Raw genomic sequence first — 25913 nt, forward strand, 5'->3', positions numbered from 1 at the left:
TCTTTTACTGCGTGAACACTTTCTTCTGCTTAGTTGAAAAAGATTGAACTTAGGCTACGCCTCGCTATCCGACCGAGCCCGCGGTTTGCCAGGGCTATTCATCACTCTGATGGTGGATGGGTGTGGGAAAAACCTTCGCTACACTGCCGGTTACTTCTTCCGTGAACCACAAGGCTACTTCCTATGCAAAATCGCATGATGATCACTGGTGCCGGGTCGGGCCTGGGCCGCGAAATCGCTCTGCGCTGGGCCCGTGAAGGGTGGCAGTTGGCCTTGTCGGACGTCAGCGAACCGGGCCTGCAAGAAACCCTCAAGCGTGTACGCGAGAGCGGTGGCGACGGTTTTATCCAACGCTGCGATGTACGCGACTACAGCCAGCTCACCGCATTTGCCCAGGCGTGCGAAGTGAAGCTGGGTGGCATCGATGTGATCGTCAATAATGCCGGTGTGGCCTCGGGCGGGTTCTTCGCCGAACTGTCCCTGGAAGACTGGGACTGGCAGATCGCAATCAACCTGATGGGTGTGGTCAAGGGGTGCAAGGCGTTCCTGCCGCTGCTGGAAAAGAGCAAGGGCCGCATTATCAACATCGCGTCGATGGCTGCGCTGATGCAGGGCCCTGCGATGAGCAACTACAACGTGGCCAAGGCCGGCGTGGTGGCGCTGTCGGAAAGCCTGCTGGTGGAACTCAAGCAGCAGGAAGTCGGCGTGCACGTGGTGTGCCCATCGTTCTTCCAGACCAACCTGCTCGACTCGTTCCGTGGGCCAACCCCGGCGATGAAGGCCCAAGTGGGCAAGTTGCTTGAGAGCTCGCCGATCTCGGCGGCGGATATTGCCGATTACATCTACCAGCGCGTCGCGGAAGGCGAGTTCATGATCCTGCCCCACGAACAGGGGCGGATGGCGTGGGCGTTGAAGCAGAAGAACCCGCAGCTGCTCTATGACGAGATGACCACCATGGCCGACAAAATGCGCGCCAAAGCGCAGGCGGCCAAGGGCTGATCAGGCGCTAGTCTGTCAGGCAATTTACCTGTCTTTGTAGGTGCTGCCTGTTTTCGCCGCGAGCCATTGCTGCGACCCATCCCCTGCGCGCATGGTCAAGGTCCTTTCACTATTAAAAGGACAACCGCCATGTTGGTCTTAAGCCGCGCTGTAGGCGAAGTCATCTCCATCGGCGATGACATCGCCGTACATATCCTTGAGTTGAACGGTAAACAGGTCAAGTTCGGTGTGGAAGCACCGGCCGGGGTGCATGTTCATCGCGCGGAGGTGTACCAGAAAATCCTTGAGCGCCAAGACGCCAGACACCCTCCAGTGCCTGTGCCCAACCCCTGAAACCCCGGTCAGTCGAACAGATGCTTGGGCACATCGTGCTTGAGCATCAACTGGCATTGCTCGCTTTCCGGGTCGAATACGATCAGCGCCTGGCCCTTGGTCAGCGCCTGGCGTACGCGCAGCACGCGGGTTTCCAGGGGCGTGTCGTCGCCATTGTCGGTGCCGTCACGGGTGACGAAGTCTTCGATCAGGCGGGTCAGGGTGTCGACTTCAAGTGCGTCGTAGGGAATCAGCATACAAGCCTCGGGTAATGGATCCCGGCGATGCTACTGCGCCGGGACCCCAGTTGCCAGCCTCAGGACTTGTTGCCCACCAGGCTGTCTACCGACGGCACACGTGTGTCGCTCTCCATCTGCGTCTCGTGCTCGATCTGATGACTGAACCGATCCAGGGAACCCTGGGCCGGTTGTGCATCGCTGGCGAACACCGGCGGGCTGAGAATGTAAGCGCCCAGCAAGCGACTCAGGGCCGCGAGGCTATCGATGTGGGTACGTTCGTAGCCGTGGGTCGCATCACAACCGAATGCCAACAAGGCAGTGCGGATATCGTGGCCGGCAGTGACCGCCGAATGCGCATCGCTGAAGTAATAGCGGAAGAGGTCGCGGCGTACTGGCAGTTCATTGTCCGACGCCAGACGCAGCAGATGCCGTGACAGGTGATAGTCATACGGCCCGCCGGAATCCTGCATCGCCACGCTCACCGCGTGCTCGCTGGAGTGCTGGCCGGGGGCGACGGGGGCGATATCGATGCCGACAAACTCACTGACGTCCCAGGGCAGAGCGGCCGCCGCACCGCTGCCGGTCTCCTCGGTGATGGTGAACAGTGGATGGCAGTCGATGAGCAAGGGTTCGCCACTGTCGACGATGGCCTTGAGCGCAGCGAGGAGGGCGGCAACACCGGCTTTGTCATCCAGATGGCGGGCGCTGATGTGGCCGCTCTCAGTGAACTCCGGCAGTGGGTCGAAGGCCACATAATCGCCGATGCCAATCCCCAAAGAATCGCAATCGGCACGGGTCGCGCAGTAGGCGTCCAGGCGCAACTCCACGTGGTCCCAGCTCACCGGCATTTCGTCCACCGCGGTGTTGAACGCATGCCCGGACGCCATCAATGGCAACACACTGCCACGGATCACGCCGTTATCGGTAAACAGGCTGACACGGCTACCTTCGGCAAACCGGCTCGACCAGCAGCCCACTGGCGCCAGGCTCAGGCGGCCGTTGTCCTTGATCGCGCGCACGGCGGCGCCGATGGTGTCCAGATGCGCGGACACGGCGCGGTCGGGGCTGTTTTTCTGGCCTTTCAAGGTGGCGCGGATGGTGCCGCGCCGGGTCATTTCAAACGGGATACCCAGTTCTTCCAGACGCTCGGCGACGTAGCGCACGATGGTGTCGGTAAACCCGGTGGGGCTGGGAATGGCGAGCATTTCCAGCAGGACTTTTTGCAGGTAATTCAGATCCGGTTCGGGGATGGTTCGGCTCATAAAGACTCCTGGGGTTCGGATCGTTCAGCTATGGGGAAACAGCAAATCCACAAATTTCTCCGCGGTAGGCTGCGGTTCATGATTGGCCAGGCCGGCCCGTTCGTTGGCTTCGATAAACACGTACTCGGGTTGATCGGCGGCGGGCACCATCAGGTCGAGGCCCACCATGGGGATGTCCAGGGCGCGGGCGGCGCGCACGGCGGCGTCCACCAGCGTGGGGTGCAAGATGTCGGTGACGTCTTCCAGGCAGCCGCCGGTGTGCAGGTTGGCGGTGCGGCGCACGGCCAGGGTCTGGCCACGGGGCAGGATGCTGCTGTAGTCGAAACCGGCGGCTTGCAAGGTGCGTTCGGTCTCGCCATCCAGGGGGATTTTGCTTTCGCCGTCGGTGGCAGCCTGGCGGCGACGGCTTTGGGCTTCGATCAACGCGCCGATGGAGTGATGGCCGTCGCCGGTCACCTCGGCAGGACGACGGATCGCCGCGGCGACCACCTCGAAACCGATCACCAGGATGCGCAGGTCCAGACCTTCGTGAAAGCTCTCCAGCAACACACGGCTGTCGAACTGGCGCGCGGTTTCAATCGCCTGTTGCACCTCTTCGATGCTCTGCAAATCCACCGCCACGCCCTGGCCTTGCTCGCCATCCAGCGGCTTGACGACGATGCGCTGGTGTTCATCGAGGAAGTCCAGGTTGTCATCGGCGCTGCCTGCCAATTGCTGCGACGGCAGCTTCAAACCGGCGGCTTTCAACACTTTATGGGTCAGGCTTTTGTCTTGGCACAGGGTCATGCTGATGGCGCTGGTCAAATCGCTCAAGGATTCACGGCAACGCACGCGACGCCCACCGTGGCTCAAGGTAAATAACCCGGCATCCGCATCATCCACCTGTACGTCAATACCACGCCGGTGGGCCTCCTCGACAATGATCCGCGCATAGGGATTGAACCCCGCCTGCGGGCCCGGGCCGAGGAACAACGGCTGGTTGATGCCGTTCTTGCGCTTGATCGCAAAGGTGGTCAGCGCACGGAAGCCGAGCTTGGCGTAGAGGTTCTTGGCCTGACGGTTGTCGTGCAGCACCGACAGATCCAGGTAACTCAGGCCACGGCTCATGAAGTGTTCCACCAAATGGCGCACCAACACTTCACCCACGCCGGGCCGGGTGCATTGCGGGTCGACCGCCAGGCACCACAGGCTGCAACCGTTTTCCGGGTCGTGAAAAGCCTTCTGGTGATTGAGGCCCATTACGCTGCCGATCACGGCGCCGCTGTCTTCATCCTCGGCCAGCCAATACACCGGGCCACCTTGGTGGCGTGGGGTGAGGCGTTCGGCGTCGACGGGCAACATGCCGCGCCCTTGATACAACTGATTCACTGCCAGCCAATCCGCCTCGGACTGCACCCGGCGAATGCGGAAACCGCGAAATACCCGAGTCGCTGGGCGATAGTCGCTGAACCACAGGCGCAAGGTATCAGACGGATCAAGGAACAACTGCTGCGGATCAATCCCCAATATCTGCTGGGGCGCGGCCACGTAGAGCGCGATATCCCTTTCGCCAGCCTGCTCGTTGAGCAACTCCTGGGCGAGGCTGGCTGGGTCTGGAAAAGTATGACCGATCAACAATCGGCCCCAACCGCAATGCACGGCAATCGGTTCGGCCGCCAAGGGGCTGCCATCTTCGGCCAGGCGGGCTTGCAGGCGCTCGTAAGTGGGCGCCTGGCCTTTGAGCAAGCGTTGGCTGTAAGCCGCTGCGTGGGGTTTCATTGATCAGATTCCTTGTTCGCTGAGCCACAGGTTCAGCGCCGCCAGTTGCCACAGCTTGGAGCCGCGCAGCGGGGTCAGTTGGCCTTGCGGGTCGGTGAGCAAGCGGTCGAGCATGGTCGGGTTGAACAGGCCGCGATCCTGGCTCGGGTCGAGCAGCAGTTCACGCACCCAGTTCAGGGTATCGCCCTGCAAATGCTTGAGGCCCGGCACCGGGAAGTAGCCTTTCTTACGGTCGATGACTTCGCTCGGAATCACGCGGCGCGCGGCCTCCTTCAAGACTTGCTTGCCGCCGTCGGGCAGTTTGAACTGGCCGGGCACGCGGGCCGAGAGTTCGACCAGGCGGTAATCGAGAAACGGCGTACGTGCTTCCAGGCCCCAGGCCATGGTCATGTTGTCGACGCGTTTGACCGGGTCATCTACCAGCATCACCGTGCTGTCCAGGCGCAGAGCCTTGTCCACGGCGGCGTCGGCGCCGGGCATGGCGAAATGTTCGCGCACGAAGTCGCCGGCGGCATCATTGGCAGTCAGCCATTTCGGCGCGACAGTGGCCGCGTAATCGTCGTAACTGCGGTCGAAAAACGCGTCGCGGTAAGCGGCATAGGGATCGCTCGCGCCGTCCACCTGCGGGTACCAGTGGTAACCGGCGAACAGTTCATCTGCGCCCTGGCCGCTCTGCACCACTTTGCAATGCTTGGCCACTTCCCGCGACAGCAGGTAGAAGGCGATGCAATCGTGGCTGACCATCGGCTCGCTCATGGCACGGAACGCCGCCGGCAATTGCTCGATGATCTCGCTTTCGGCGATGCGTAACTGGTGGTGGCGGGTGCCATAGTGCTTGGCGATCAGGTCGGAGTACTGGAACTCGTTCCCGGCCTCGCCGCCGGCGTCTTCAAAACCGATGGAAAATGTCGACAGATCCTGCACGCCCACTTCCCGCAGCAGGCCGACGAGCATGCTTGAGTCGACGCCACCGGAAAGCAGCACGCCCACATCCACCGCCGCGCGTTGGCGAATGGCCACGGCTTCGCGCGTGCTGTCGAGGACGCGGTCGGTCCAGTCTTCCAGGGTCAGGTTTTTTTCATCTTCATGTGGGCCGTAGGGCAGGGTCCACCAGGTTTTCTGTTCTGTCTTGCCGCTGGCGTCGATGCGCATCCAGCTCGCCGGCGGCAGTTTTTCAATGCCCGCCAGCAAGGTACGCGGCGCAGGCACCACGGCATGGAAATTCAGATAGTGATTGAGGGCGACCGGATCGAGGATCGGGTTGATATCACCGCCCTTGAGCAGCGCGGGCAATGCCGAGGCGAAGCGCAGGCGCTGGCCGGTGCGCGACAGGTACAAGGGCTTCACCCCAAGGCGGTCGCGGGCAATAAACAGTCGCTGGGCATCACGTTCCCAGATGGCAAAGGCAAACATGCCATTGAGCTTGGGCAGCAGCGCCTCGCCCCAGGCGTGATAACCCTTGAGGAGGACTTCGGTGTCGCCACCGGAATAGAAGGCGTAGCCCAAGGCTTCCAGCTCTTGACGCAATTCCGGGAAGTTATAGATCGCGCCGTTGAAGGCCAGGCTGAGGCCGAGCTGCGAATCGACCATCGGTTGGGCTGAGCCGTCCGAAAGGTCCATGATTTTCAGGCGACGGTGGCCCAAGGCAATCGGCCCTTGGGCATGAAAGCCCCAGGCATCAGGGCCGCGTGGGGCCAGGTGATGGGTGATGCGCTCAATCGCAGCCAGGTCGGCAGGTTGGGCATCGAAACGTAATTCTCCAGCTAATCCGCACATAAATTCCTTACCGGTTTTTCCGTTGGGGAGGGGCCATTCTCAATACGCCCAAAGGGCGCGTACCCAGAAACTGACCCAGTGCTATCCGCGGAGTTTTAGACCAATAAGTTATAAGGCAAATAGCCGTGATGGCTTCAATGCCGCTCTTTGTTGACCGTTGACTTGCCTCTCACCAACGCGCGCAGGGCAAACCGATTCGGGTGGCACGCCTCGGCTACGCTGGCCGGAACCGGCAGCGGTTCGTCATTCAGCCAGGCGGCGAGCAACTCGCCACAGAGTGGCGCGGTGATCAGCCCGCGAGAGCCGTGGCCGCTGTTGATGTACACCCCCGGCAGCCACGGGCAGGGCATGTCCGGTACCTGGCGGGCATCTTTACTCAGTACCGCATAAGTGCGCTGGAACGCCTCGGTGTCGGCCAATGGCCCGACGATTGGCAGGTAGTCAGGGCTGGTGCAACGAAACGCGGCACGGCCCTCCAGTTGTTCAGGTGCCAGTTGATTGGCCCCCAGGCGCTGCACCAGGTCTTCGGAAATCTCGCGCAGCATCGCCAGGTTGCCGGCATGTTCGGCAACCGTTGGTGTGAGGTCGTCATTGTTGAAATCAAAGCTGGCACCCAAGGTGTGTTCGCCACACCGGGCTGGCGCGACATAACCCTCGGCGCAGACCACCGTGGTCAGGGCCGCACTGGCCGTTGTTTGCGCCAGCCGAGTGATTTGCCCGCGAATACGCTTGAGCGGCAAGTCAGCGCTCAGCGCGAATCGCTTGATGTCGGCAGCCCCGGCGAGCACGACCACCGTGGCGCTGGCCAGTACCCTATCGCCGTCGCGGGCTTGCCACTGGTCGTCGACACGGTGCAACTCAAGGGCCTCATGATGAGTGAGTACCTTAATCAGCGGATGCGCCGCTTGCCATTGGCACAGCGCCGGAGGATGCACCCAGCCACCTTTCGGGAAAAACAGACCGCCCTGGGCCAGCCTGATCCCCGCCTGTTGTTGAGCCTGATCACGGTCCAGCAGGTGCAGCAGGTCCGGTGCAAACGCGTGTGCAAGCTGTGCCTGGCGCTCGGCTTCCTTGGCGTTGAAGGCCAGTTGCAGCACGCCGCAGCCGTCCCAGTCGACGCCACGGTGCAGGTGCTCCAGCAGGCGCCGGGTGTGACTGAATCCAGCGACGATCAGTTGCGACAGCGCTGTGCCATGGGCCGACAGCTTGAGGTACAGCACGCCCTGCGGATTACCCGAGGCCTCCTGGGCCAGGCTCGCGTGGCGCTCCAGCAGGCTGACTTGCCAACCGCGTGCCGCCAGGCTGGAGGCGGTGGCGCAACCGGCCAGGCCGCCGCCGATGACCAGCGCGTGCCGTTCGCCCGCTAACGCCGCAGGGCGCGCAAACCATGGTTTGGCAGCGGACGGTGCGGGTGCGTCCGCCGGCCAGCCGAGGAATTCGCCGCGCAGGATCTCCCACTTGTGGCCAATGCCCGGCGTGCGTTTCATTTTGAACCCGGCGGCATTGATCAGCCGGCGTACCCAACCGGTGCTGGTGAAGGTGCTGATGGTCGAACCTGGAGCCGCCAGGCGCGCCAGTTCGGCAAACAGCTCGGCGGTCCACATTTCCGGGTTTTTCGCCGGGGCGAAGCCGTCGAGAAACCATGCATCGACCTGTGCGTCCAGTTGTGGCAACTGCTCCAGGGCATCGCCGATCAACAGGGTCAAGGTCACGCGACCGTTATCCAGCACCAGGCGCTGGAAACCCTGGTGAATGGCGATGTACTGGGCCAGCAGTTGCGCGGCCAAGGGCTGCAACTCGGGCCAGAGGGCGAGGGCACGTTGCAGGTCGGCGCGACTCAACGGGTACTTTTCTACGCTGACAAAGTGCAGGTGCGCACCGGCTACCGCGTGTTGTTCAAACAGTTGCCAGGCGCATAGGAAATTCAAGCCCGTGCCGAAACCGGTCTCGCCAATCACCAACCGACCGCCCACCGGCAAGGCGGCAAAGCGCTCTTGCAAACGGTTCTGCTCAAGGAACACATAGCGGGTTTCTTCAAGGCCCGACTTGTCGGAGAAGTACACATCGTCGAAGACTCGCGAACGCGGGCGGCCTTGGTCGTCCCAGTCGAGCTGGGCGTGGGTTACGGGGTTCATGGGCGGCTCATAAAAATAACGCAGGCAAAGGCAAGGCGGCCATTCTAGCCGATCACGCGCCACAGGGCTGATCCAGGGTGGTAGCCCTACAGTTTTTGCATGGGAAATACTGCTGTGCGCGCCCGCCAACCCATCAACAATCAGCGTTAATTCCGCGCAGGCCGCTGCGGTATCGTCATTCCTTGATTTTCTGGCAATAAAGGATATTGCTGATGCGGCCCAAGGATGATTTGAATAACAAGTTGAACCAGTTGACCCAGAGGCAACTGCAAGCAGCTTTACTGGAAATGACCGGCGATCTGGACAAGGCCCAACTGCTGCAAAAAAAGCTGCCGGGTTGGATGGTCAATGCGCCGCCTGGCGTGCTGCAAGCACTGGAGAGAGAGGTCGTACAGGTGGCCGGTGCCCAGGCGAGCGTCGCCGAGCGCATGAAGCCCTTGCAGGCGCTGGATGAGTTTTGCAATGAGCGGCTCAAGGACTACTGCCAGACACGGTGGCAGTTGACGCTGGAGCCCAAAAAAGATCGCTTCGTGCGTGCTGTGAACGAGTACGAGACAGAGCTTTTACCGTTGCAGTACGTGAAAAAGGTGAGGCTGGTGCGGGACAGCCTGTTGCATGTGGCGATGCAGAACTTTTCTGAGCAAGAGGCGCAAGCGCAACACTATCCGGCAGGGTCGTTGCTGCAGTCGGGGTCTGCGGCGGGGGAGGTCATCGGCCTGTCACCCCATGCGTTTGCCCAGGGGTGTCGGGCCCTGGATCTTGGCCGCTTGTATCAGCAGCACATCCGTGACGTGCTCAAACTGGACAGCGCCCCGGCGAGTGATGAGCCCTACATCAATGATGTGGCGACCGATATTGGCCGGATGAAAACCCTGGATATGAAAATCGATACCCACATCGCCCTGATGCGGGGGGATATCACCCAGGCCACCTATGGGATGCTGTGCACATTGCTGGACCGCTCACTCACACCGTCCCAGGCTCAGGCGGCAGGGGTGCGGTTTCAAGGGCTTCCGGTCATTTGGCAGGGGTTGAATACACAGGGCGGTTGCTTGTGGAGCATCCTGGTGTTCTCGGGTCGATCGATTGTGCAATACCCGCATGAGCCTTGTGTGGTGTATATGCCCAATGAGCCCGAGCGGCCATTGTTTGAGTATTCCTCGCTGGACGATTTCCAGGTCTACCTCAAACGCAAGAGTGAAGTGGCGACCTACCGTACCTTCTTTAGCCGCTACCTGAGTCAGGGCGACCGGGCCGGTTTCTTTAGCCGTTTCGAACATGCCCACACGCTGGGGGTGCTGCAAGAAAACCGCATTACGGTCAGCCTGGCGCAGCATTTTTTCGACGCTTACACAGCAAAGCTGCAAGCCGATGCTCGGGCGCTGGCGGTGCCGGTGGCTGACGTGGATGAAGAGGTCCGTGAGCAGCGCTTGCAGGCGTACCTGGATGCCGGGTTGACGGTGCTCAACCTCGCCGGGTTTGTCGTCCCGGAGCTGGGGATGTTGATGACGGGCGTGGCGCTGGGCCAAATGCTCGGGGAGCTATATGAGGGCATTGAAGATTGGCGCCGGGGTGACAAGGAAGAGGCGTTCAAGCAGTTGGCGGGGGTGGCGGAAACTATCACCTCGATGGTGTTATTCGCGGCAGGGAGCAAGGTGGTCGGGTCGGTACTCAAGCGCAGCGGCCTTAGCCTGGACAGCTTTTTTGGTAAGTATGAAGTGGTTCGCCCGGCTGATGGGAACCAGCGGCTGTGGCGCCCCAATTTCATCCAGTACGCCCACGATCGGAGCCTTATCGACGACGAGCCGGCGGACGCTTCTGGCGTCTACAAGGTGGAGGGGCATTCATATGTCGTGATCAATGATTGTGTGCACCGGGTTTCGTTCGACGCCAAACTGGGTCAGTGGCGGGCACACCACCCGGCTCGGCACACGGCTTATCGCCCCGAAGTGCTGCATAACGGTGAGGGGTGTTGGCGTTTTGCGTTGGAAAAACCTGACGAGTGGGACGACCCCGAGTATCTCTTTTCACGCTTGAAACCGACGGGCCCCGGCGCCTCGCTCCCGCCAAGGAAACTTCTACAGATCAAGTCCATTATGGACAAACCCCACGATTGGGGCGTCTATCAGGCCCAGGAGTGCTTACCCTTTCCCGCACGCTTTCGCGACCTGTACGAGCGTTTCAGGCTGGATCAGTCCATTCGCGATTTGATCTGGCAGTTGGAAAACGGTGCCTCCCCCAGCCTCGAAAACTCAACCGTGCAGATGCACGCCTTGCCCCTGTTACAAGGGTGGCCTGAGGGACGCTATTTTGAGCTGCTGGATGCCCAGGGCAGCGTCAAGGCCCGCTACCCCGCCAACGCAGCGTCTAACCCCGTGAGCCTGCGTTTGCCGGTCACCGAGCAGATGCTCAGCGAGGGGAAAGTGTTCGATGTGCTGTTGTCCGGGTTGGATGAGCCACAAAAAGTCGCCCTGCTGGGAGAGGGTGTTGCGGCCGATCAGGAGCACGCGGTGCTGTCCCGTCAGTTGCTCGCGCAGCTCAAGGCTGATCACAAGCCGTTGTTTGAGCAGCTGTATCAGGCCTATGACGGCCCAGTCCCGCCCGAAGGGGCGTTGCTCCGGCGTGCCTATCCGCAATTGCCCTGTACGCTGCTGCGCGAATTGATGGCCGAGACCTCAACGGTGCAGCGTGAGTCCCTGCACGATAATCAACGGATTCCCATGGCACTGGCCGAGGCAGTGCAACGTGCCCTTGGGGAGCAACGCCTGGACCGCGCCCTGATGGGGTTTGAGCAGCCAGAGTTGGCCAGCCTGGATACCGCGCTCCTCGCGGTCCGGTCAATGCCGCGTGTAGCGGGGTGGGGGCGGGAATTGCAGCTCGAGTTGCGCGAGGATTCGCCACAGGGCGAGTTGCTGGCCTTGGGCGCACTCACTGGGGCCAGCGTGCGGCGAGTCGTGGTCAGATCGGACGCCGGGTTTGAAGCGTTCAATGACAAGGGCCTGCGTATCGGTGGGCCTTATGCCGGACCGGACGGCCTGTTCGAGGCAATTGATGCGGCGCTGACGGGTCGCCAGCGGGTGGCACTGGGTTTACCACCCGAGGAGGCCAGCAACCTCTGGCGGTTGCGCTACATGTGCGCGTCGCAGGCGAAGGGGGAACGGGAACTGGCCGCCGAAGCGTTTTCCGGCAAAGTCAAAGAGCCCGTGCTGGAGGCAGCGTCCTGCAGAATGGCCGACTCACCGACGGGGCCGTTGGTTCATCCGCCCGCGCTGGTGCGTAAGGTGAAAGGGTTATACCCCTTGTTCAGTGACGGGCAAGTGTCGTCGTTGCTGCTGGCCTTGGGCGCAGACCATCTTTCCCGGGCCAAGGCGGTAAAGCGTCTGGAGGCAGAGCTGGCTCATTTGCGAGCACTGCTCAGGCACTGGAAGAGCGATATCCAGGGCCTGGATAAACAGCCGGGCCTGAGTGACATCCGGTATAGCCGCGAGCAGGTGGCAGAGCGCCTTGAGGCCTGTTGGCGACGTCAAAGTTTTGCTCTGAATGAACACCAGACGTCCGTACCCAGTTTAAACCTGGACGGGATGCGCATTGGTTCGTTGCCGACGCTGCCCCCTGAAATCCGTTTCGACCATGTCGAGCAGCTGTCACTCAAGAACATGCAGTTAGGCGATGATGTCGCTTATTTCCTGAAGTGTTTCAAGGGGCTGAGGCGTCTGGACCTGGACCGAAACCGTCTGACCCGATTACCGGAAATACTCTCACGCATGTTGGCGCTCGACAGTCTGTCGATGCCCCGCAACCGGTTGGCCCTGACCGAATACACCCGGGTGAAATTGGCTGACATGAGCACGTTGCGGAGGCTGGACTTGAGCCACAATCCCCTGGAAAAGCTGGTGGATGTCGGCAAGATGCGTGATTTGCATACGCTGTTATTGCAGGACACAAAAATCACCGACCTGCCCGTAGGGCTCGGGCGGTTGGCCCAGTTGGAGCAAATGGACCTTCGCGGCAACTCGATCACGGTGCTGCCCGAGTGGGTGTTTACCACGCCGCGTAGTTTCAGCCAGTCGGTTAACCTGGGCGGTAACCCGTTATCCCGTTCGACGGTCGAGGCACTTGAGCGTTATCGCGACGAAGTGGGGATTGGCATGGGGTATGTCGAGGACGATCAACCTCGCATGACCGAGTTGAAAGCCAGGGCGTTGTGGTTGCCAAAGGACACGGCCAGCCGAGATGCCCACAAACGTGCGGTTTGGGCCAACCTTCGCGACGATCCGGAATCGGCACCATTGTTCGAGTTGCTGGCCCAACTGTCAGCGACTGCGGACAGTCGTTACGTACGCGAGGATTTGACCCGGCGCGTCTGGGAGGTCTTGCAGGCGACCCATGACAGTGTCGGGCTGCGTGAGCGGGTCTTTCAACTGGCCGCTCATCCGGCGAACTGTTCAGATGGGACTGCGCAGATTTTCAGTCAGTTGGAAGTCTTGAAGGAGGTTGAGAGCGCGACGCTCCAGGCTGGTCGCGCGCAGGGCAACTCCGGGGCGCTGTTGAAGTTGAGCCGCGGTTTGTTTCGCCTTAGCGAGCTGGAAAAAATTGCTTCGACCTACGCTGCCGAACACTTTTCTGTGGACCCGCTGGAAGTCAGCCTGGCATTCCGGGTCGGCTTGGCCCAGTCCCTGCAATTGCCGGGGCAGCCCAAGCACCTGAATTTTGCACTATTCGCCAATGTGACCAACGAGGGTCTGGAGGTGGCGCACTCCCAAGTGCGCACGGCAGAACTCTCACCTGCATTCCTGCGTTTCATTACACAGTTGGCGTTCTGGAGAGCCCACCTTAAACAGCAATTTCCTGAGGCATTCCAGTCAGCGACAGCGTCCTTCGATTCGCGGCAGCAAACACTCTTCGAGAACAGCCAGAACCTCACCGACGCGCAATACCTCGAGCAAATGGAGGCCCTGCGTTCGCCGCGCCGGCGAGCAATAAGCGGCGTGGTGGAACGCCTCACGCAGCAGATGTTGAAGGATCAGGACCTGGGTATTTGCCACGTTCCGGGGAATTAGCCGTCGCCCCCGATGATTGATCCACGGCAAGCCTGTTGGAATTCCTTGACTGGCGTGGTGCCCAATCCGCTAGTCTTGAGTCATCTTGAAACGGAGCTGCCCATGTTCGAATCCGCCGAAATCGGTCACGCCATCGACAAAGACACGTATGACGCCGAAGTGCCGGCCTTGCGCGAAGCCCTGCTGGAAGTGCAGTACGAACTGCAACAACAGAAGCGCTTCCCGGTGATCGTCCTGATCAACGGCATCGAAGGCGCCGGCAAGGGCGAGACCGTCAAGCTGCTCAATGAATGGATGGACCCGCGCCTGATCGAAGTGCGCACCTTTGACCAGCAGACCGACGAAGAACTGGCCCGTCCGCCCGCCTGGCGCTACTGGCGGCAACTGCCCGCCAAAGGCCGCATGGGGATCTTTTTCGGCAACTGGTACAGCCAGATGCTGCAGGGCCGGGTGCATGGGCAGATCAAGGACGCACGTCTGGACCAGGCCATTGCCGGTGCCGAGCGCCTGGAAAAGATGCTGTGCGATGAAGGCGCGCTGATCTTCAAGTTCTGGTTTCATCTGTCCAAGAAGCAGATGAAGGCGCGGCTCAAGTCCCTGGCCGACGACCCACTGCACAGCTGGCGTATCAGCCCGCTGGACTGGCAGCAGTCCGAGACCTACGACAAATTCGTGCATTTCGGTGAGCGTGTGCTGCGTCGTACCAGCCGCGACTATGCACCGTGGCATGTGATCGAAGGGGTCGACAGCAATTACCGTGGGCTCACCGTGGGCAAGCTGCTGCTGGAGGGCATGCAAAATGCGCTGAAGCTGCCCAAAGGCAAGGCCAGCGGTATGAATCCGGCGCCGTTGATTGCGTCGGTGGACAAGAAGAGTCTGCTGGACAGCCTCGACCTGACGCAACGCCTGGAGAAGGACGATTACGAAGAACAGTTAATCACCGAGCAGGCGCGTTTCTCCGGTCTGATGCGCGACAAGCGCATGCGCAAGCACGCGTTGGTCACGGTGTTCGAAGGCAACGATGCGGCAGGCAAAGGCGGGGCGATCCGTCGGGTAGCGGCGGCGCTGGACCCACGCCAGTACCACATCGTGCCGATTGCCGCGCCCAGTGAAGATGAGCGCGCTCAACCGTATTTGTGGCGGTTCTGGCAGAAGATTCCGGCGCGGGGCATGTTCACCGTGTTCGACCGTTCGTGGTACGGCCGTGTGCTGGTGGAGCGTATCGAGGGCTTCTGCACCCCGACGGACTGGATGCGCGCTTATGGCGAGATCAACGACTTTGAAGAACAACTGCGCGACGCGGGTGTGATTGTGGTCAAGTTCTGGCTGGCCATCGACAAGGCCACCCAGCTGGAACGCTTCCAGGCCCGCGAGGAAATCCCGTTCAAGCGCTTCAAGATCACCGAGGATGACTGGCGCAACCGTGACAAGTGGGACGACTACCGTGCCGCCGTGGGCGATATGGTCGACCGTACCAGCACCGAAATCGCGCCCTGGACGTTGGTGGAAGCCAACGACAAGCGCTGGGCGCGGGTCAAGGTGCTGCGCACGATCAACCAGGCGCTGGAAGAGGCGTTCGAGAAATCCGACAAGCACGACAAGAAAGTCAAGAAAGGCAAGAAGAAGTAGGCCTATCCACAGGGTGAATGATCGTCGCGGTTGACGGGAGCTGGATCTATCCTCGATCCATCTCCCAACCCTCACAAGATCGAGGTAGCCCATGCGTGAAGTAGTGATCGTCGACAGCGTACGAACCGGCCTGGCCAAATCCTTTCGTGGCAAGTTCAACCAGACCCGCCCGGATGACATGGCGGCCCATTGCGTCAACGCGCTGCTCACCCGTAACGGTATCGACCCGGCCACCGTGGAAGATTGCATCGTCGGCGCCGGCTCCAACGAAGGCGCCCAGGGCTACAACATCGGGCGCAACGTGGCGGTGTTGTCGCAACTGGGCACCGGCACGGCGGGCATGACCCTCAACCGCTTCTGCTCGTCGGGCTTGCAGGCGATTGCCATCGCGGCCAACCAGATCGCGTCGGGCTGCAGCGATATCATCGTCGCCGGTGGCGTCGAGTCCATCAGCCTCACCCTGAAAAGCGTCAACACCGACAACCTGATCAACCCGCTGCTGAAAGAGCAGGTGCCGGGCCTCTATTTCCCCATGGGCCAGACTGCCGAGATTGTTGCGCGGCGCTATAGCGTCAGCCGCGAAGAACAGGACATGTATGCGCTGCAAAGCCAGCAACGTACGGCCCAGGCTCAGGCTGATGGTTTGTTCGACGATGAAATCGTACCGATGGCGGTCAAGTACAAGGTCGAAGACAAGAACACCGGAGAAGCGCAGGTGCTCGATGGCGTAGTCGACCGCGATGATTGCAACCGGCCGGACACCACGCTGGCCAGCTTGCAGGGCTTGAAGCCGGTGTTCGCCGAAGACGGTTCGGTGACGGCGGGTAACTCGTCGCAATTGTCCGACGGCGCTTCGATGACCTTGGTGATGAGCCTGGAAAAAGCCCTGGCACTGGGGCTCAAGCCGAAGGCGTTTTTCCGTGGGTTCACGGTGGCCGGTTGTGAACCGGACGAGATGGGTATCGGCCCGGTGTTCTCGGTGCCCAAGCTGCTCAAGGCCAAAGGCTTGCAGGTGGCGGACATCGACCTGTGGGAACTCAACGAAGCATTCGCCTCCCAGTGCCTGTATGCGCGTAATCGCCTGGAAATCGACAATGCCAAGTACAACGTCAACGGCGGCTCGATTTCCATCGGGCACCCGTTCGGCATGACCGGGTCGCGGCAGGTGGGGCACCTGGTGCGTGAGTTGCAACGGCGTAATCTGCGTTACGGCATCGTCACCATGTGCGTGGGCGGGGGCATGGGCGCCACTGGCTTGTTCGAAGCGGTGCGCTAGTTTCAATTGGCTAAATGAGGTCAATGTGGGAGGGGGCACGCCCCCTCCCATATTTTGAAATGCGGCGTAGCCCAATCCTTTCGCTTGCCCCTAGAATGCGGCTCCACTTCCTCTGGCTTCTGGGGCACTCATGCACATCTCTTCCGGCCGCTGGGTCTATGGTTTTCTGCTGACCCTGCTGACCGCGCTGCTCTGGGGCATTCTGCCGATCAAACTCAAGCAGGTGCTGCAAGTGATGGACCCGATCACCGTCACCTGGTTTCGCCTGATCGTGGCCGGCAGTTGCCTGTTCGTCTACCTGGCGCTGACCAAGCGCTTGCCCAGACGCAGCGTGTTGGGCCCCAAGGGCGGATGGCTGGTAGGGATGGCGGTGTGTGGGCTGGTGGGCAACTACGTGTTGTACCTGGTGGGTCTGAAAAGGCTCAGCCCTGGTACGGCGCAACTGGTGGTGCAGATGGGGCCGATCTTCTTGATGATCGCCAGTGTGTTTGTGTTCAAGGAGCGCTTCAGTCGCGGGCAGGTACTCGGGCTGTTTGTGTTGATCGCAGGCTTCGGCCTGTTCTTCAATCAGCGCCTGGAAGAGTTGCTGACGTCCCTTGGCGCCTATACCGCCGGCGTGCTGACCATCCTGCTCGCCACGTCTATTTGGGTGTTCTACGCCCTGGGCCAGAAGCAGTTGCTGACGGTATGGAATTCGCTGCAAGTGATGATGGTGATCTACCTCACCTGCGCCTTGTTGCTCACGCCTTGGGCGCATCCACTGGAGGCCTTGGACCTGAGCCCACTGCAAGCCTGGCTGTTGCTGGCGTGCTGCATGAATACCCTGGTGGCCTACGGTGCCTTTGCCGAAGCGCTGGCCCACTGGGAAGCGTCGCGGGTCAGCGCGACCTTGGCGCTCACACCTCTGGTGACCTTTGTGGCAGTCGCCCTGGCGGCGTGGCTGTGGCCGGCGTATGTGCAGGCTGAAGAAATCAACGCCCTGGGTTATGCCGGGGCATTGGTGGTGGTGCTGGGCTCGGCGACCGTGGCGCTGGCGCCGTCGTTGCTCGCCGGGCTCAAGGCCCGGCGGTTACGCGTGGCGCCCTAGGCACCCAGCATATCTTCCGGACGAACCCACTGGTCGAATTCCGCATCGGTGAGGTAGCCCAGGTCCAGCGCGGCCTCCCTTAGGGTCAGGCCTTCGGCGTAAGCCTTCTTGGCGATTTCTGCCGACTTGTCGTAGCCGATGTGCGGGTTGAGCGCGGTTACCAGCATCAGACCGCGTTCCAGATGCTCGGCCATTTGCAGGGGGTCGGGCTCAAGCCCGGCCACACAGTGTTCCTGGAAGTTGTTGCAGCCGTCGGCCAGCAGGCGGATGGATTCCAGCAGGTTGTGGATAATCACCGGCTTGTACACGTTCAACTGCAAATGCCCCTGGCTGGCGGCAATGCCGATGGTCACGTCATTGCCCAGCACTTGGCAGGCCAGCATCGACAGCGCTTCGCACTGAGTCGGGTTGACCTTGCCCGGCATGATCGAACTGCCCGGCTCGTTGGCCGGCAACTTCACCTCGGCCAAGCCGGTGCGCGGGCCGGAGCCCAGCAGGCGCAGGTCGTTGGCGATTTTCATCAGGGCCACGGCCAGGGTTTTCAGCGCGCCGTGCAGGGTCACCAGCGGTTCATGACCGGAGAGGGCGGCGAATTTGTTCGGCGCCGTGACGAACGGCAAGCCCGACAGCGCCGCCAGCTCGGAGGCAATCGCCTCGCCAAAGCCATGGGGCGCATTGAGCCCGGTGCCGACGGCCGTGCCGCCCTGGGCCAATTCGCAGACGGCGGGGAGGGCGGCGCGAATGGCGCGTTCGGCGTAATCGAGCTGGGCGATGAAGGCCGAGAGCTCCTGGCCGAAGGTAATTGGCGTGGCATCCATCATATGCGTGCGGCCGGTCTTCACCAGCTTCATGTGCTTGGCGGCCTGCTCGGCCAGACCACCGGAAAGCGTGGCGATAGCCGGTAACAAACGCTGATGCACAGCCTGGACGGCTGCGATGCTCATCGCTGTGGGAAAGCAGTCATTGGAACTCTGGGAACGGTTGACGTGATCGTTGGGGTGCACCGGGCTCTTGCCACCGCGCTGGTTGCCCGCCAGTTCGTTGGCGCGGCCGGCGATCACTTCGTTGGCGTTCATGTTGCTCTGGGTGCCGCTGCCGGTCTGCCAGACCACCAGGGGGAATTGGTCGTCATGTTGCCCGGCGAGTACTTCGTCGGCGGCCTGTTCGATCAGGCGGGCGATGTCGGCGGGCAAGTCGCCATTACGGTCGTTGACCCGTGCCGCCGCTTTCTTGACCAGGGCCAGGGCGTGCAGTACCGCGAGGGGCATGCGCTGTTCGCCGATGGCGAAGTTCACCAGTGAACGTTGGGTCTGGGCGCCCCAGTAAGCGTCATCCGGGACATGGACTTCTCCCAGGCTGTCGGTTTCGATACGGCTCATCGGGCACACTCCTTCAGGTCTGTTTGCGCAGTTTAGGCCTTGATCGACCGGTGGGGTTCCCTAAAAGACGTTTCATCGGGTTCATCCCCCGAGAATCCTTGTCCTACGAGGCCTGGGGTTGAGCCCTAAGGTTTTTTAGGCGCAGAATGGGCGCCCTTGGGGTCTTACCTCGCCTGCTAGAAAAGGAAACTCGATGACTCGTCTTCGTGCCATCTGTACCGCGGTTGCTCTGGTTTGCGCCAGCGGCCAGGTTTTTGCCGATACCGCCAGCCACAACGCCAGTGCCGAAGCCTTCCTTACCCTGGCCCACGCTGACAAGCTGGGTACCCCGGTGTACATGCAAGTGCAGCAAATGTTCGCCCAGCGTTTCGAACAGACCAAGGCGCCTGCCGCCAAGCAGTCCGTACTGGACAGCTACCAGGCCAAGGCCAACGCTGCCCTGGACCAGGCTATCGGCTGGCCAAAACTGAAACCGGACATGGTCAAGCTCTACACCACCAACTTCAGCGAATCCGAACTCAAGGACCTGGTTGCTTTCTACCAGTCGCCGTTGGGCAAGAAAGTCCTGGAAAAAATGCCGCAACTGACCCAGCAATCGGCCCAGATGACCCAGGCCAAGCTGGAAAGCGCCGTGCCGGTGGTGAACAAGCTGCTGGAAGACATGACCAACGAACTGGCACCGGCGAAGAAACCCGCCGCCCCTGCCAAGAAGTAAGTGGAGCCGGCAATGACCATGCAACAGCGTATCGAAACGGCACTTGCCGCACTGGGCCCGAATCACTTGAGCGTGCTGGATGAAAGCCATATGCACAGCCGTGGGTTGCAGACCCACTTCAAGGCTGTGCTGGTGAGCCAGCAGTTCGATGGGCTCAACCGCGTCAAGCGCCACCAGAAGGTCTACGCCACCCTGGGTGACCTGATGAGCGAGTTTCATGCGCTGGCGCTGCATACCTACACGCCTGAAGAATGGGCGAAAATCGACGCAGCCCCGGCCTCGCCGACCTGCGCCGGCGGGCATTGAGGTTGTCTGCAGGTTTCAACCGGCGATGACCGGTTGATGCCTGCATACCCTGATACCTCCTTTCTCCAAGACATGATCCTTAGGCTTTTCTGACCATTGTGTCATTGGGGTCAGGAAATCATGCCTATTTCACTTCATCGAAACACTCCCTCACTTACGGCATTCGACCCACGTGGATTGATTGTTCGTAACGTCGAGTATCACCGCTCAAGCGCACAGTCTGAACCGCAAGTGCGCATTCATCGTCAGGTGTTTGACAGTTCCGGCTTGATGATCGAGCAGTGGGATCCGCGTCTGTTGCAATTGTCGCACTCAGAGGCTGGCACCCAGGCCAATCAACGCACGGTCTACAGCCTTGGCGGGAATGCATTGCGCATCGACAGCGTGGATGCCGGCTGGCGGCTCACGTTACCGGGTGAGGCCGGGCAGTTATTGGAAGAGTGGGATGGGCGGGGCGCTCATCAGGCGCATCACTACGATCAATACGTGCGGCCCATCGCCGTTTTCGAGCAAGCGGCCAATGACGAGCAACCGCTGTGTGTCGAGCGTATTGCCTATGCTTCACACTCGCTTGAGGAAGCCGCACACAATCGCTGTGGCCGGGTGATTCGGCATGATGACGGCGGTGGTTCGTTGTTCCACGAGTTGTATGGTCTGCACGGAGAAGTTGTCCGGCAAACTCGACGCTTCCGGCAGGCGACTGCGGCGCTGGATTGGCCGCTGGACGATGCACAACGCGACGCACGCCTGGAACCTGAGCATTTCCAGGCCTCAACGGGTTTCAGCGCGCTGGGTGAGCGCTTGCATCATACGGATGCCAAGGGCAATCGCCTTGAGTATGCCTATGGCATTGACGGCCAACCGGCGAGCATCGTTGTGTTGCCCACGGGCGGCGTGCGCACGCCGCTGATGGGCCAGCGTCGCTACAATGCGGCGGGCCGAGTGATCAGTGAGCGCGCGGGGAATGGCGTTGTGCGTACCCTGCTTTACCGTGAAACCGATGGTCGCTTGCGGCAGATGAGTGCCCGTGTGCAAGGGGCGGCGAGCATAGTGCTGCAAGACCTGACCTACGATTATGATTGCGTCGGCAACATTGTGCGGATCGACGACCTTGCCCAGCCGACACAATGGTCGAGCAACACCCGGATCAGTTCGGCCTGCGTCTATGAGTACGACACATTATCGCAATTGACCAAGGCCAGCGGGCGCGAAACCGCTGGCAACCAGGGGGGACCCGCGTTACCCGCAAGGCTGGAGTTCGGCTCGACTGACGACAGCGTCTGGCGTCGCTACACCCAACAGTTCAGCTATGACGCGGCCGGCAATTTGCTTGAGTTGCAGCATGTGCCCAGCAGTGGCACGGGTTTCACGCGCCGGATGAGCGTGGCCGCCACCAGTAATCATTTCATGCCGCAGGCCGATGGCAGTGCCGTGTCGGGGTGGGGGCAGGACTTTGACCGCAACGGCAATCTGCAAGCGTTTGAGGGCCATCATGGGATGGGCTGGGATGTGCGCAATCAACTGGTGCGCATCACCCAGGTGCAGCGCGAGGGAGGAAACGACGATGAGGAGCGCTATGCGTACGACGCAACCGGTCGACGCATCCTCAAGCGCCGGGTAACCCACGCCAAGGGCGTGTCGCATACGGCGCAGGTGCGCTACTTGCCAGGGTTGGAGATTCGCCATGACAGTGCAACGGGTGAGCAACTGAATGTACTCAACCTCGATGTCGGTACCCTTACCGTCCGGCTACTGTTCTGGGATCGTCACCCTTCGGGGAGCAGCCAGGATGTGCAGATCCGTTATGGCTTGTCCGACCACTTGGGCAGCAGCACGATGGAACTGGGTGAGCAGGCACAGCTGCTCAGCCAGGAAAGCTATTATCCCTACGGTGGTACCGCGTGGTGGGCGGCGAAAAGCGCCAGCGAGGCGAGCTATAAATTCATCCGTTATTCGGGCAAGGAGCGCGATGCCAGTGGGCTGTCCTACTACGGCTTCAGGTATTACGCGCCGTGGTTGTGTCGCTGGATCAGCCCGGACCCGACCGGCGATGCCGATGGCTTGAATTTGTACGCCATGGTCGGCGGCAACCCCGTTACCAAGGTCGATGAGCAGGGGCTGACGGCGACACCGGCTTTGGAGCAGCCCCGGCAGACACAACTGCGCAGGCTTTCCATCAGTCGCAGGCTCGCGCATATGGCGCGTATTGCTCGACCCAGGATGCAGGCGGGCGCATCGGCTGCGATTCGCGATGGTTTATCCACCTATATTGCCAATGCTATTTCGACAGGTGTCGATCTGGCGGTCTTCAGCAACATCCAGCCCACCGCCCAACGCAACCAAATCTTGCGCCTTACCGTCGCGGTGCTGGATGCCGTCTCCACGGCACATATGAGCACCGGTGTCGCGGGTAACTGGACGCGATTTGCGCCACAGATCGGCGCTCTTTTTGCGGGTGCTGCGGGTGTGGGGTATACCGTTTATGGCGACTCGATAGGTGATCAAGCCGAGCACAGCTGGGACCCGGTGGCAGTCCGGCGGTTGGGTGGGCATGTACGCGCACTCTCCAGGGAACTCGTGCAGCAGGTCCTTCGTGGGCACGGTACCGGCGTCTCCTGGGGCAGCACGCCCCTGCGCGGCAGGGTCACGCGCACCGCCGGAGCAACGGCGGCCTATGGCCTCGCAACGGTGGCCAACACGGTATACGGCGGGGAAGTGCCTGCGTTGATGCTGCCCAATGTCACACCCGCAATAGAGGCCTACGATGCAGCGATGGGAACGATGATTCGTGGAGGTCACCCGACGGCCACCCATGACTCCCATGGTCAAACCCTGCAGCTGCCGGACCCTGTCGCGACGGCGCACGGAGGGCTGAGCAGAATGTTCAATCAGGTGTGGACGCATTGGGCTGCGTCCGGTGTCGAGGCATTGGCCGTTGCGCTGACGGGCTCGCCGGTGGCCTCCCAGGGCCGGGTGACTCGCAACATTGTGATGGTGGCCCGCGGGATGATTTCTGCGCTGACCGAATGGCGTGGCTTTTTCGTACAGTTTGCCAGGCGCGGGTATTCGACCTTGGAGGCGGGCTGGCGCCGAGGCCCGCGGCCTACAAAGTAGGAGGATGAATGGGCCGCCGCAGCGGCTCATTCATATATCGACACACTACATTGCGCTCAGTACCACGTGTGCGTGTGAGCTATCTCTAGGCTTGGCTGATCGTCTGCTATTCAGGTTGTTACGCCATGTCTCATCTCCTGCACCAACATACGCCCACGCTATCGGCCATTGATCCTCGTGGTTTGGCGGTCCGCAGCGTGGCCTATCATCGTGACACCTCCCAGGACCTGCCCCGCGCACGTATTGAGCGCCGGGTGTTTGGCAGCCAAGGGAGGTTGCTGGAACAATGGGACCCACGGCTGCACGCGCTGAGTGAGTCGGCATCGGCCAGCGTCCGCCCCAATCAGCGCCAGTATTACAGCCTCTCGGGGCAATTGCTGTGTACCGACAGTGTGGACGCCGGCTGGCAGATGTCACTGTTGGGCGGGGGCGGTCAAGTGCTGGAACGCTGGGACGCCCGAGGCTCTCACCAGTGTTATGAGTACGATACCCAGGTGCGCCCCTTGGCCATCTTCGAACAAGCGGCGGATCAGCCGGCGCGGCGTTGTGTCGAGCGCCTGACCTATGCGGCAGCCGCGCCCGCCGAGAGGGCTGGCAACCGTTGTGGTCGACTGATTCGTCATGCGGACCCGGCCGGTGTTTTGTGGATGGGTGGGTACGGGATCGGTGGGAGCGTCATCAAGCAGACTCGACGGTTTCGCATGGATACTCCGACAGTTGACTGGCCGCCGAGCGATGAAACTCAAGCCGAACAGCTAGAGCCCAACGCCCATACCACGACCTGGCGCTACGATGCCTTGGGGGCGCTGTTGGAGCAGATCGACGCCAAGGGCAATCGTCGGCACCAGCGCTATGGGCAACAAGGCTGGCTGCTGGAGGTTGCGCTGACCCTGCGCGGGGGCACGCGCCAAGTGTTGATGAACCAGCGTGTGTACAACGCCAGCGGTCTGGTGGAGTCCGAACGGATGGGCAATGACGTCACCAAGAGGGCGAAATACGCCGCCGAAGATAATCGTTTGTTGCAGCTGACGGTGTATCGCAAGGGCGAGGCCGCCAAGCCTCTACAGGACCTTGTGTACGAGTACGATCCGGTAGGTAACATCCTCAGCCTCAGCGACCAGGCCCAGCCGACTAAATGGCACAGCAATGCTCGCATTGATGCGGTCAGTCGTTACCAGTACGACAGTTTGTACCAGTTAACCCAGGCCAGCGGTCGGGAAAATGCCGGCAACAGAGGTGGTCAGGCAACTGCGGAGCGGGTGACGTTCGGTGCAACCGCCCCCGGACTCTGGCGCAATTACACCCAGCATTACACTTACGATGAGAATGGCAACTTGACACGTCTTCGCCATGTGCCGAGCAGTGGAGCAGGTTATACCCGGGACATGAATGTAGCGGTGGGCAGCAATCGCGCCTTGTCGGTCACTGATGGAGCGCCGCAACCATGGGCAACGATGTTTGATGCCAACGGCAACCAACAAATACTCGGCAGCGGCCAGCAGTTAGGCTGGAACGTAAGTAATCAACTCACCCACGCGACGCAGGTGCGGCGCGCGCAGGGTGATCCTGATGTGGAACGTTACCTCTACGATGGCCAAGGCCAGCGGGCAGCCAAGATCAGAAGCCAGCAGGTCGCTGGCAAACCCCATACACATATCACGTGTTACTTGCCGGGTTTGCACCTGCATGGACAACCTGGCAAGCGCTTGAGTGTGCTGGACATTGATACGGGCGGCGGCCGGGCCACGGTGTTGCAGTGGGAGGCCGGTGGCCCCAGTGATATGAGTGAAGAACAGCTTCAGTTCAGTATCCTTGATCACCTCAATAGCCATTTACTGGAGCTGGACGGGCAAGCGCAGTTGTTGAGCCAGGAACATTATTATCCTTATGGCGCAACGGCGTGGTGGGCTACCAACGGTACGCAGAGGGCTACCTATCAGGTTCGCCGCTACGCGGGTAAGGAGCGCGACGCGACAGGGCTGTATTACTACGGATCGCGGTATTACGCGCCGTGGTTGCAACGATGGATCAGCCCGGACCCTTTGGGTGATGTGGACGGTCTGAATCTGTACGCCATGACGTTGGGCAACCCCCTGCGATTCACGGATGCCGATGGCACGCAAGCGTCGTTTGGCGAGCAATTTCAACCCAGTCGAGGCGACATCATTTTCGGTAAGGGCAGCACCGTGACGAGCTACCGCAGCTTTTGGTCAAAGCTGACGGCACGTGGGGACGCAATGGTCACCTATTTCGGGGCTGAAGAGATGGGCGCGGCGATGGCGAGGTTGAAAACAGAACTCATCCCTGTGTACGTTGAGTACGGGAAGGGCAGGCTCACCGACGATGAGTTTGAACAACAGCTCCAGGTGCATGGCGCACCGATCGCGCAGCAGTTCTATGACGCCATTAAGTCGAAGTATGCGGGCTGTACGTCGACCGCCGCCAACCGAGCGTTCGCGAAGAAATTCGTGAGTGACTATTCTTCTGGTACCTATTCGTTCGAGAAAACCCTTTTAGACCATGGCATGAGCTTGCGTACGTTCGAGGGCAAGCTGGTCAGTCGCGCCAGTAAGTCAGCGTTGAAAACGCTGACGGACCCTCAGAGTATTCGCCATGTGCATTTTGCGCTTGATCATCTGGATATGGCCAACGTGATCAATAAGACCGAGACCTCTTTCGCGGGTTCGGAGCTGCGCTGGCTTTATCGACATCGATCGCGCGTGCCAGGCCATGTGACGTTCTATCATCAGAAACAACAGGTTGACGCCCCTTGGCGGTCCGACCCTTCCCTTTGGCGTCGCTACAAACCGGTCAGCTCACTATCCCGCTCCAGGGGTTCAATACGGGCGACGCACTGACTGAACGG

16 protein-coding genes are annotated in these 25913 nt (G+C 60.9%); 10 read left to right on the forward strand and 6 right to left on the reverse strand.

Going from position 1 to position 25913, the window contains the following annotated elements; translation table 11 throughout:
• Positions 1-183 precede the first annotated feature (183 nt).
• The gene (locus AC4PS7_RS11600) at positions 184-999 is read left to right on the forward strand and encodes an SDR family oxidoreductase (RefSeq protein WP_010208880.1); all 816 of its coding nucleotides are present in this window, start codon (positions 184-186) and stop codon (positions 997-999) included.
• Positions 1000-1128: 129 nt separating this feature from the next.
• A complete protein-coding gene (gene csrA, locus AC4PS7_RS11605; protein ID WP_010208881.1) occupies positions 1129-1332 on the forward strand; it encodes a carbon storage regulator CsrA in 204 nt (67 codons plus the stop codon).
• 8 nt (positions 1333-1340) lie between these two features.
• On the opposite strand, the gene AC4PS7_RS11610 is transcribed toward csrA, so the two are convergent.
• The 5 genes from AC4PS7_RS11610 to mnmC form a co-directional block, all read right to left on the reverse strand.
• A complete protein-coding gene (locus AC4PS7_RS11610) occupies positions 1341-1568 on the reverse strand; it encodes a YheU family protein (protein WP_003192759.1) in 228 nt (75 codons plus the stop codon).
• Between the two features lie 59 nt (positions 1569-1627).
• On the reverse strand, positions 1628-2812 hold the full coding sequence (locus AC4PS7_RS11615) for an osmoprotectant NAGGN system M42 family peptidase (RefSeq protein WP_010208883.1): 1185 nt from the start codon (positions 2810-2812) through the stop codon (positions 1628-1630).
• A gap of 24 nt (positions 2813-2836) precedes the next feature.
• The gene (gene ngg, locus AC4PS7_RS11620; protein WP_010208885.1) at positions 2837-4570 is read right to left on the reverse strand and encodes an N-acetylglutaminylglutamine synthetase; all 1734 of its coding nucleotides are present in this window, start codon (positions 4568-4570) and stop codon (positions 2837-2839) included.
• A gap of 3 nt (positions 4571-4573) precedes the next feature.
• A complete protein-coding gene (locus AC4PS7_RS11625; RefSeq protein ID WP_010208886.1) occupies positions 4574-6346 on the reverse strand; it encodes an N-acetylglutaminylglutamine amidotransferase in 1773 nt (590 codons plus the stop codon).
• Positions 6347-6480: 134 nt separating this feature from the next.
• A complete protein-coding gene (gene mnmC, locus AC4PS7_RS11630) occupies positions 6481-8481 on the reverse strand; it encodes a bifunctional tRNA (5-methylaminomethyl-2-thiouridine)(34)-methyltransferase MnmC2/FAD-dependent 5-carboxymethylaminomethyl-2-thiouridine(34) oxidoreductase MnmC1 (protein ID WP_492179411.1) in 2001 nt (666 codons plus the stop codon).
• A gap of 212 nt (positions 8482-8693) precedes the next feature.
• On the opposite strand from mnmC, the gene AC4PS7_RS11635 reads away from it, so the two are divergent.
• From AC4PS7_RS11635 to AC4PS7_RS11650, 4 genes are all read left to right on the forward strand, one after another.
• A complete protein-coding gene (locus AC4PS7_RS11635) occupies positions 8694-13541 on the forward strand; it encodes an NEL-type E3 ubiquitin ligase domain-containing protein (protein WP_492179412.1) in 4848 nt (1615 codons plus the stop codon).
• 102 nt (positions 13542-13643) lie between these two features.
• The gene (gene pap, locus AC4PS7_RS11640; protein WP_010208889.1) at positions 13644-15170 is read left to right on the forward strand and encodes a polyphosphate:AMP phosphotransferase; all 1527 of its coding nucleotides are present in this window, start codon (positions 13644-13646) and stop codon (positions 15168-15170) included.
• 91 nt (positions 15171-15261) lie between these two features.
• Positions 15262-16446, forward strand: coding sequence for a thiolase family protein (locus AC4PS7_RS11645; protein WP_010208890.1), 1185 nt, complete (start codon positions 15262-15264; stop codon positions 16444-16446).
• A 130-nt stretch (positions 16447-16576) separates the two neighbouring features.
• Positions 16577-17533: a DMT family transporter gene (locus tag AC4PS7_RS11650; RefSeq protein ID WP_010208891.1), complete on the forward strand. Its 957-nt coding sequence runs from the start codon at positions 16577-16579 to the stop codon at positions 17531-17533.
• On the opposite strand, the gene AC4PS7_RS11655 is transcribed toward AC4PS7_RS11650, so the two are convergent.
• On the reverse strand, positions 17530-18912 hold the full coding sequence (locus AC4PS7_RS11655; RefSeq protein ID WP_010208893.1) for a class II fumarate hydratase: 1383 nt from the start codon (positions 18910-18912) through the stop codon (positions 17530-17532). The genes AC4PS7_RS11650 and AC4PS7_RS11655 overlap by 4 nt on opposite strands.
• A 193-nt stretch (positions 18913-19105) precedes the next feature.
• Here AC4PS7_RS11655 and AC4PS7_RS11660 point away from each other — a divergent pair, with 193 nt between their 5' ends.
• The 4 genes from AC4PS7_RS11660 (at position 19106) to AC4PS7_RS11675 (ending at position 25905) form a co-directional block, all read left to right on the forward strand.
• Complete coding sequence (locus AC4PS7_RS11660) at positions 19106-19627, forward strand: DUF2059 domain-containing protein (RefSeq protein WP_010208895.1); 522 nt, start codon at positions 19106-19108, stop codon at positions 19625-19627.
• 12 nt (positions 19628-19639) lie between these two features.
• On the forward strand, positions 19640-19933 hold the full coding sequence (locus tag AC4PS7_RS11665) for a BolA family protein (RefSeq protein ID WP_010208898.1): 294 nt from the start codon (positions 19640-19642) through the stop codon (positions 19931-19933).
• Positions 19934-20164: 231 nt separating this feature from the next.
• A complete protein-coding gene (locus tag AC4PS7_RS11670) occupies positions 20165-23047 on the forward strand; it encodes an RHS repeat-associated core domain-containing protein (protein WP_080938481.1) in 2883 nt (960 codons plus the stop codon).
• 125 nt (positions 23048-23172) lie between these two features.
• The gene (locus AC4PS7_RS11675; protein ID WP_492179415.1) at positions 23173-25905 is read left to right on the forward strand and encodes an RHS repeat-associated core domain-containing protein; all 2733 of its coding nucleotides are present in this window, start codon (positions 23173-23175) and stop codon (positions 25903-25905) included.
• Positions 25906-25913: the final 8 nt, after the last annotated feature.

The sequence above is a fragment of the Pseudomonas sp. DW-iso3 genome (assembly GCF_058725305.1).

Bases quoted from the DNA above. Each gene is read 5' to 3' on its own strand.
- AC4PS7_RS11610 (WP_003192759.1), bottom strand. From the start codon at position 1,568: ATGCTGATTCCCTACGACGCACTTGAAGTCGACACCCTGACCCGCCTG.
- ngg (WP_010208885.1), bottom strand. From the start codon at position 4,570: ATGAAACCCCACGCAGCGGCTTACAGCCAACGCTTGCTCAAAGGCCAG.
- AC4PS7_RS11600 (WP_010208880.1), top strand. From the start codon at position 184: ATGCAAAATCGCATGATGATCACTGGTGCCGGGTCGGGCCTGGGCCGC.
- AC4PS7_RS11655 (WP_010208893.1), bottom strand. From the start codon at position 18,912: ATGAGCCGTATCGAAACCGACAGCCTGGGAGAAGTCCATGTCCCGGAT.
- AC4PS7_RS11665 (WP_010208898.1), top strand. From the start codon at position 19,640: ATGACCATGCAACAGCGTATCGAAACGGCACTTGCCGCACTGGGCCCG.
- mnmC (WP_492179411.1), bottom strand. From the start codon at position 8,481: ATGAACCCCGTAACCCACGCCCAGCTCGACTGGGACGACCAAGGCCGC.
- AC4PS7_RS11615 (WP_010208883.1), bottom strand. From the start codon at position 2,812: ATGAGCCGAACCATCCCCGAACCGGATCTGAATTACCTGCAAAAAGTC.
- csrA (WP_010208881.1), top strand. From the start codon at position 1,129: ATGTTGGTCTTAAGCCGCGCTGTAGGCGAAGTCATCTCCATCGGCGAT.
- pap (WP_010208889.1), top strand. From the start codon at position 13,644: ATGTTCGAATCCGCCGAAATCGGTCACGCCATCGACAAAGACACGTAT.
- AC4PS7_RS11635 (WP_492179412.1), top strand. From the start codon at position 8,694: ATGCGGCCCAAGGATGATTTGAATAACAAGTTGAACCAGTTGACCCAG.
- AC4PS7_RS11660 (WP_010208895.1), top strand. From the start codon at position 19,106: ATGACTCGTCTTCGTGCCATCTGTACCGCGGTTGCTCTGGTTTGCGCC.
- AC4PS7_RS11650 (WP_010208891.1), top strand. From the start codon at position 16,577: ATGCACATCTCTTCCGGCCGCTGGGTCTATGGTTTTCTGCTGACCCTG.
- AC4PS7_RS11675 (WP_492179415.1), top strand. From the start codon at position 23,173: ATGTCTCATCTCCTGCACCAACATACGCCCACGCTATCGGCCATTGAT.
- AC4PS7_RS11625 (WP_010208886.1), bottom strand. From the start codon at position 6,346: ATGTGCGGATTAGCTGGAGAATTACGTTTCGATGCCCAACCTGCCGAC.
- AC4PS7_RS11645 (WP_010208890.1), top strand. From the start codon at position 15,262: ATGCGTGAAGTAGTGATCGTCGACAGCGTACGAACCGGCCTGGCCAAA.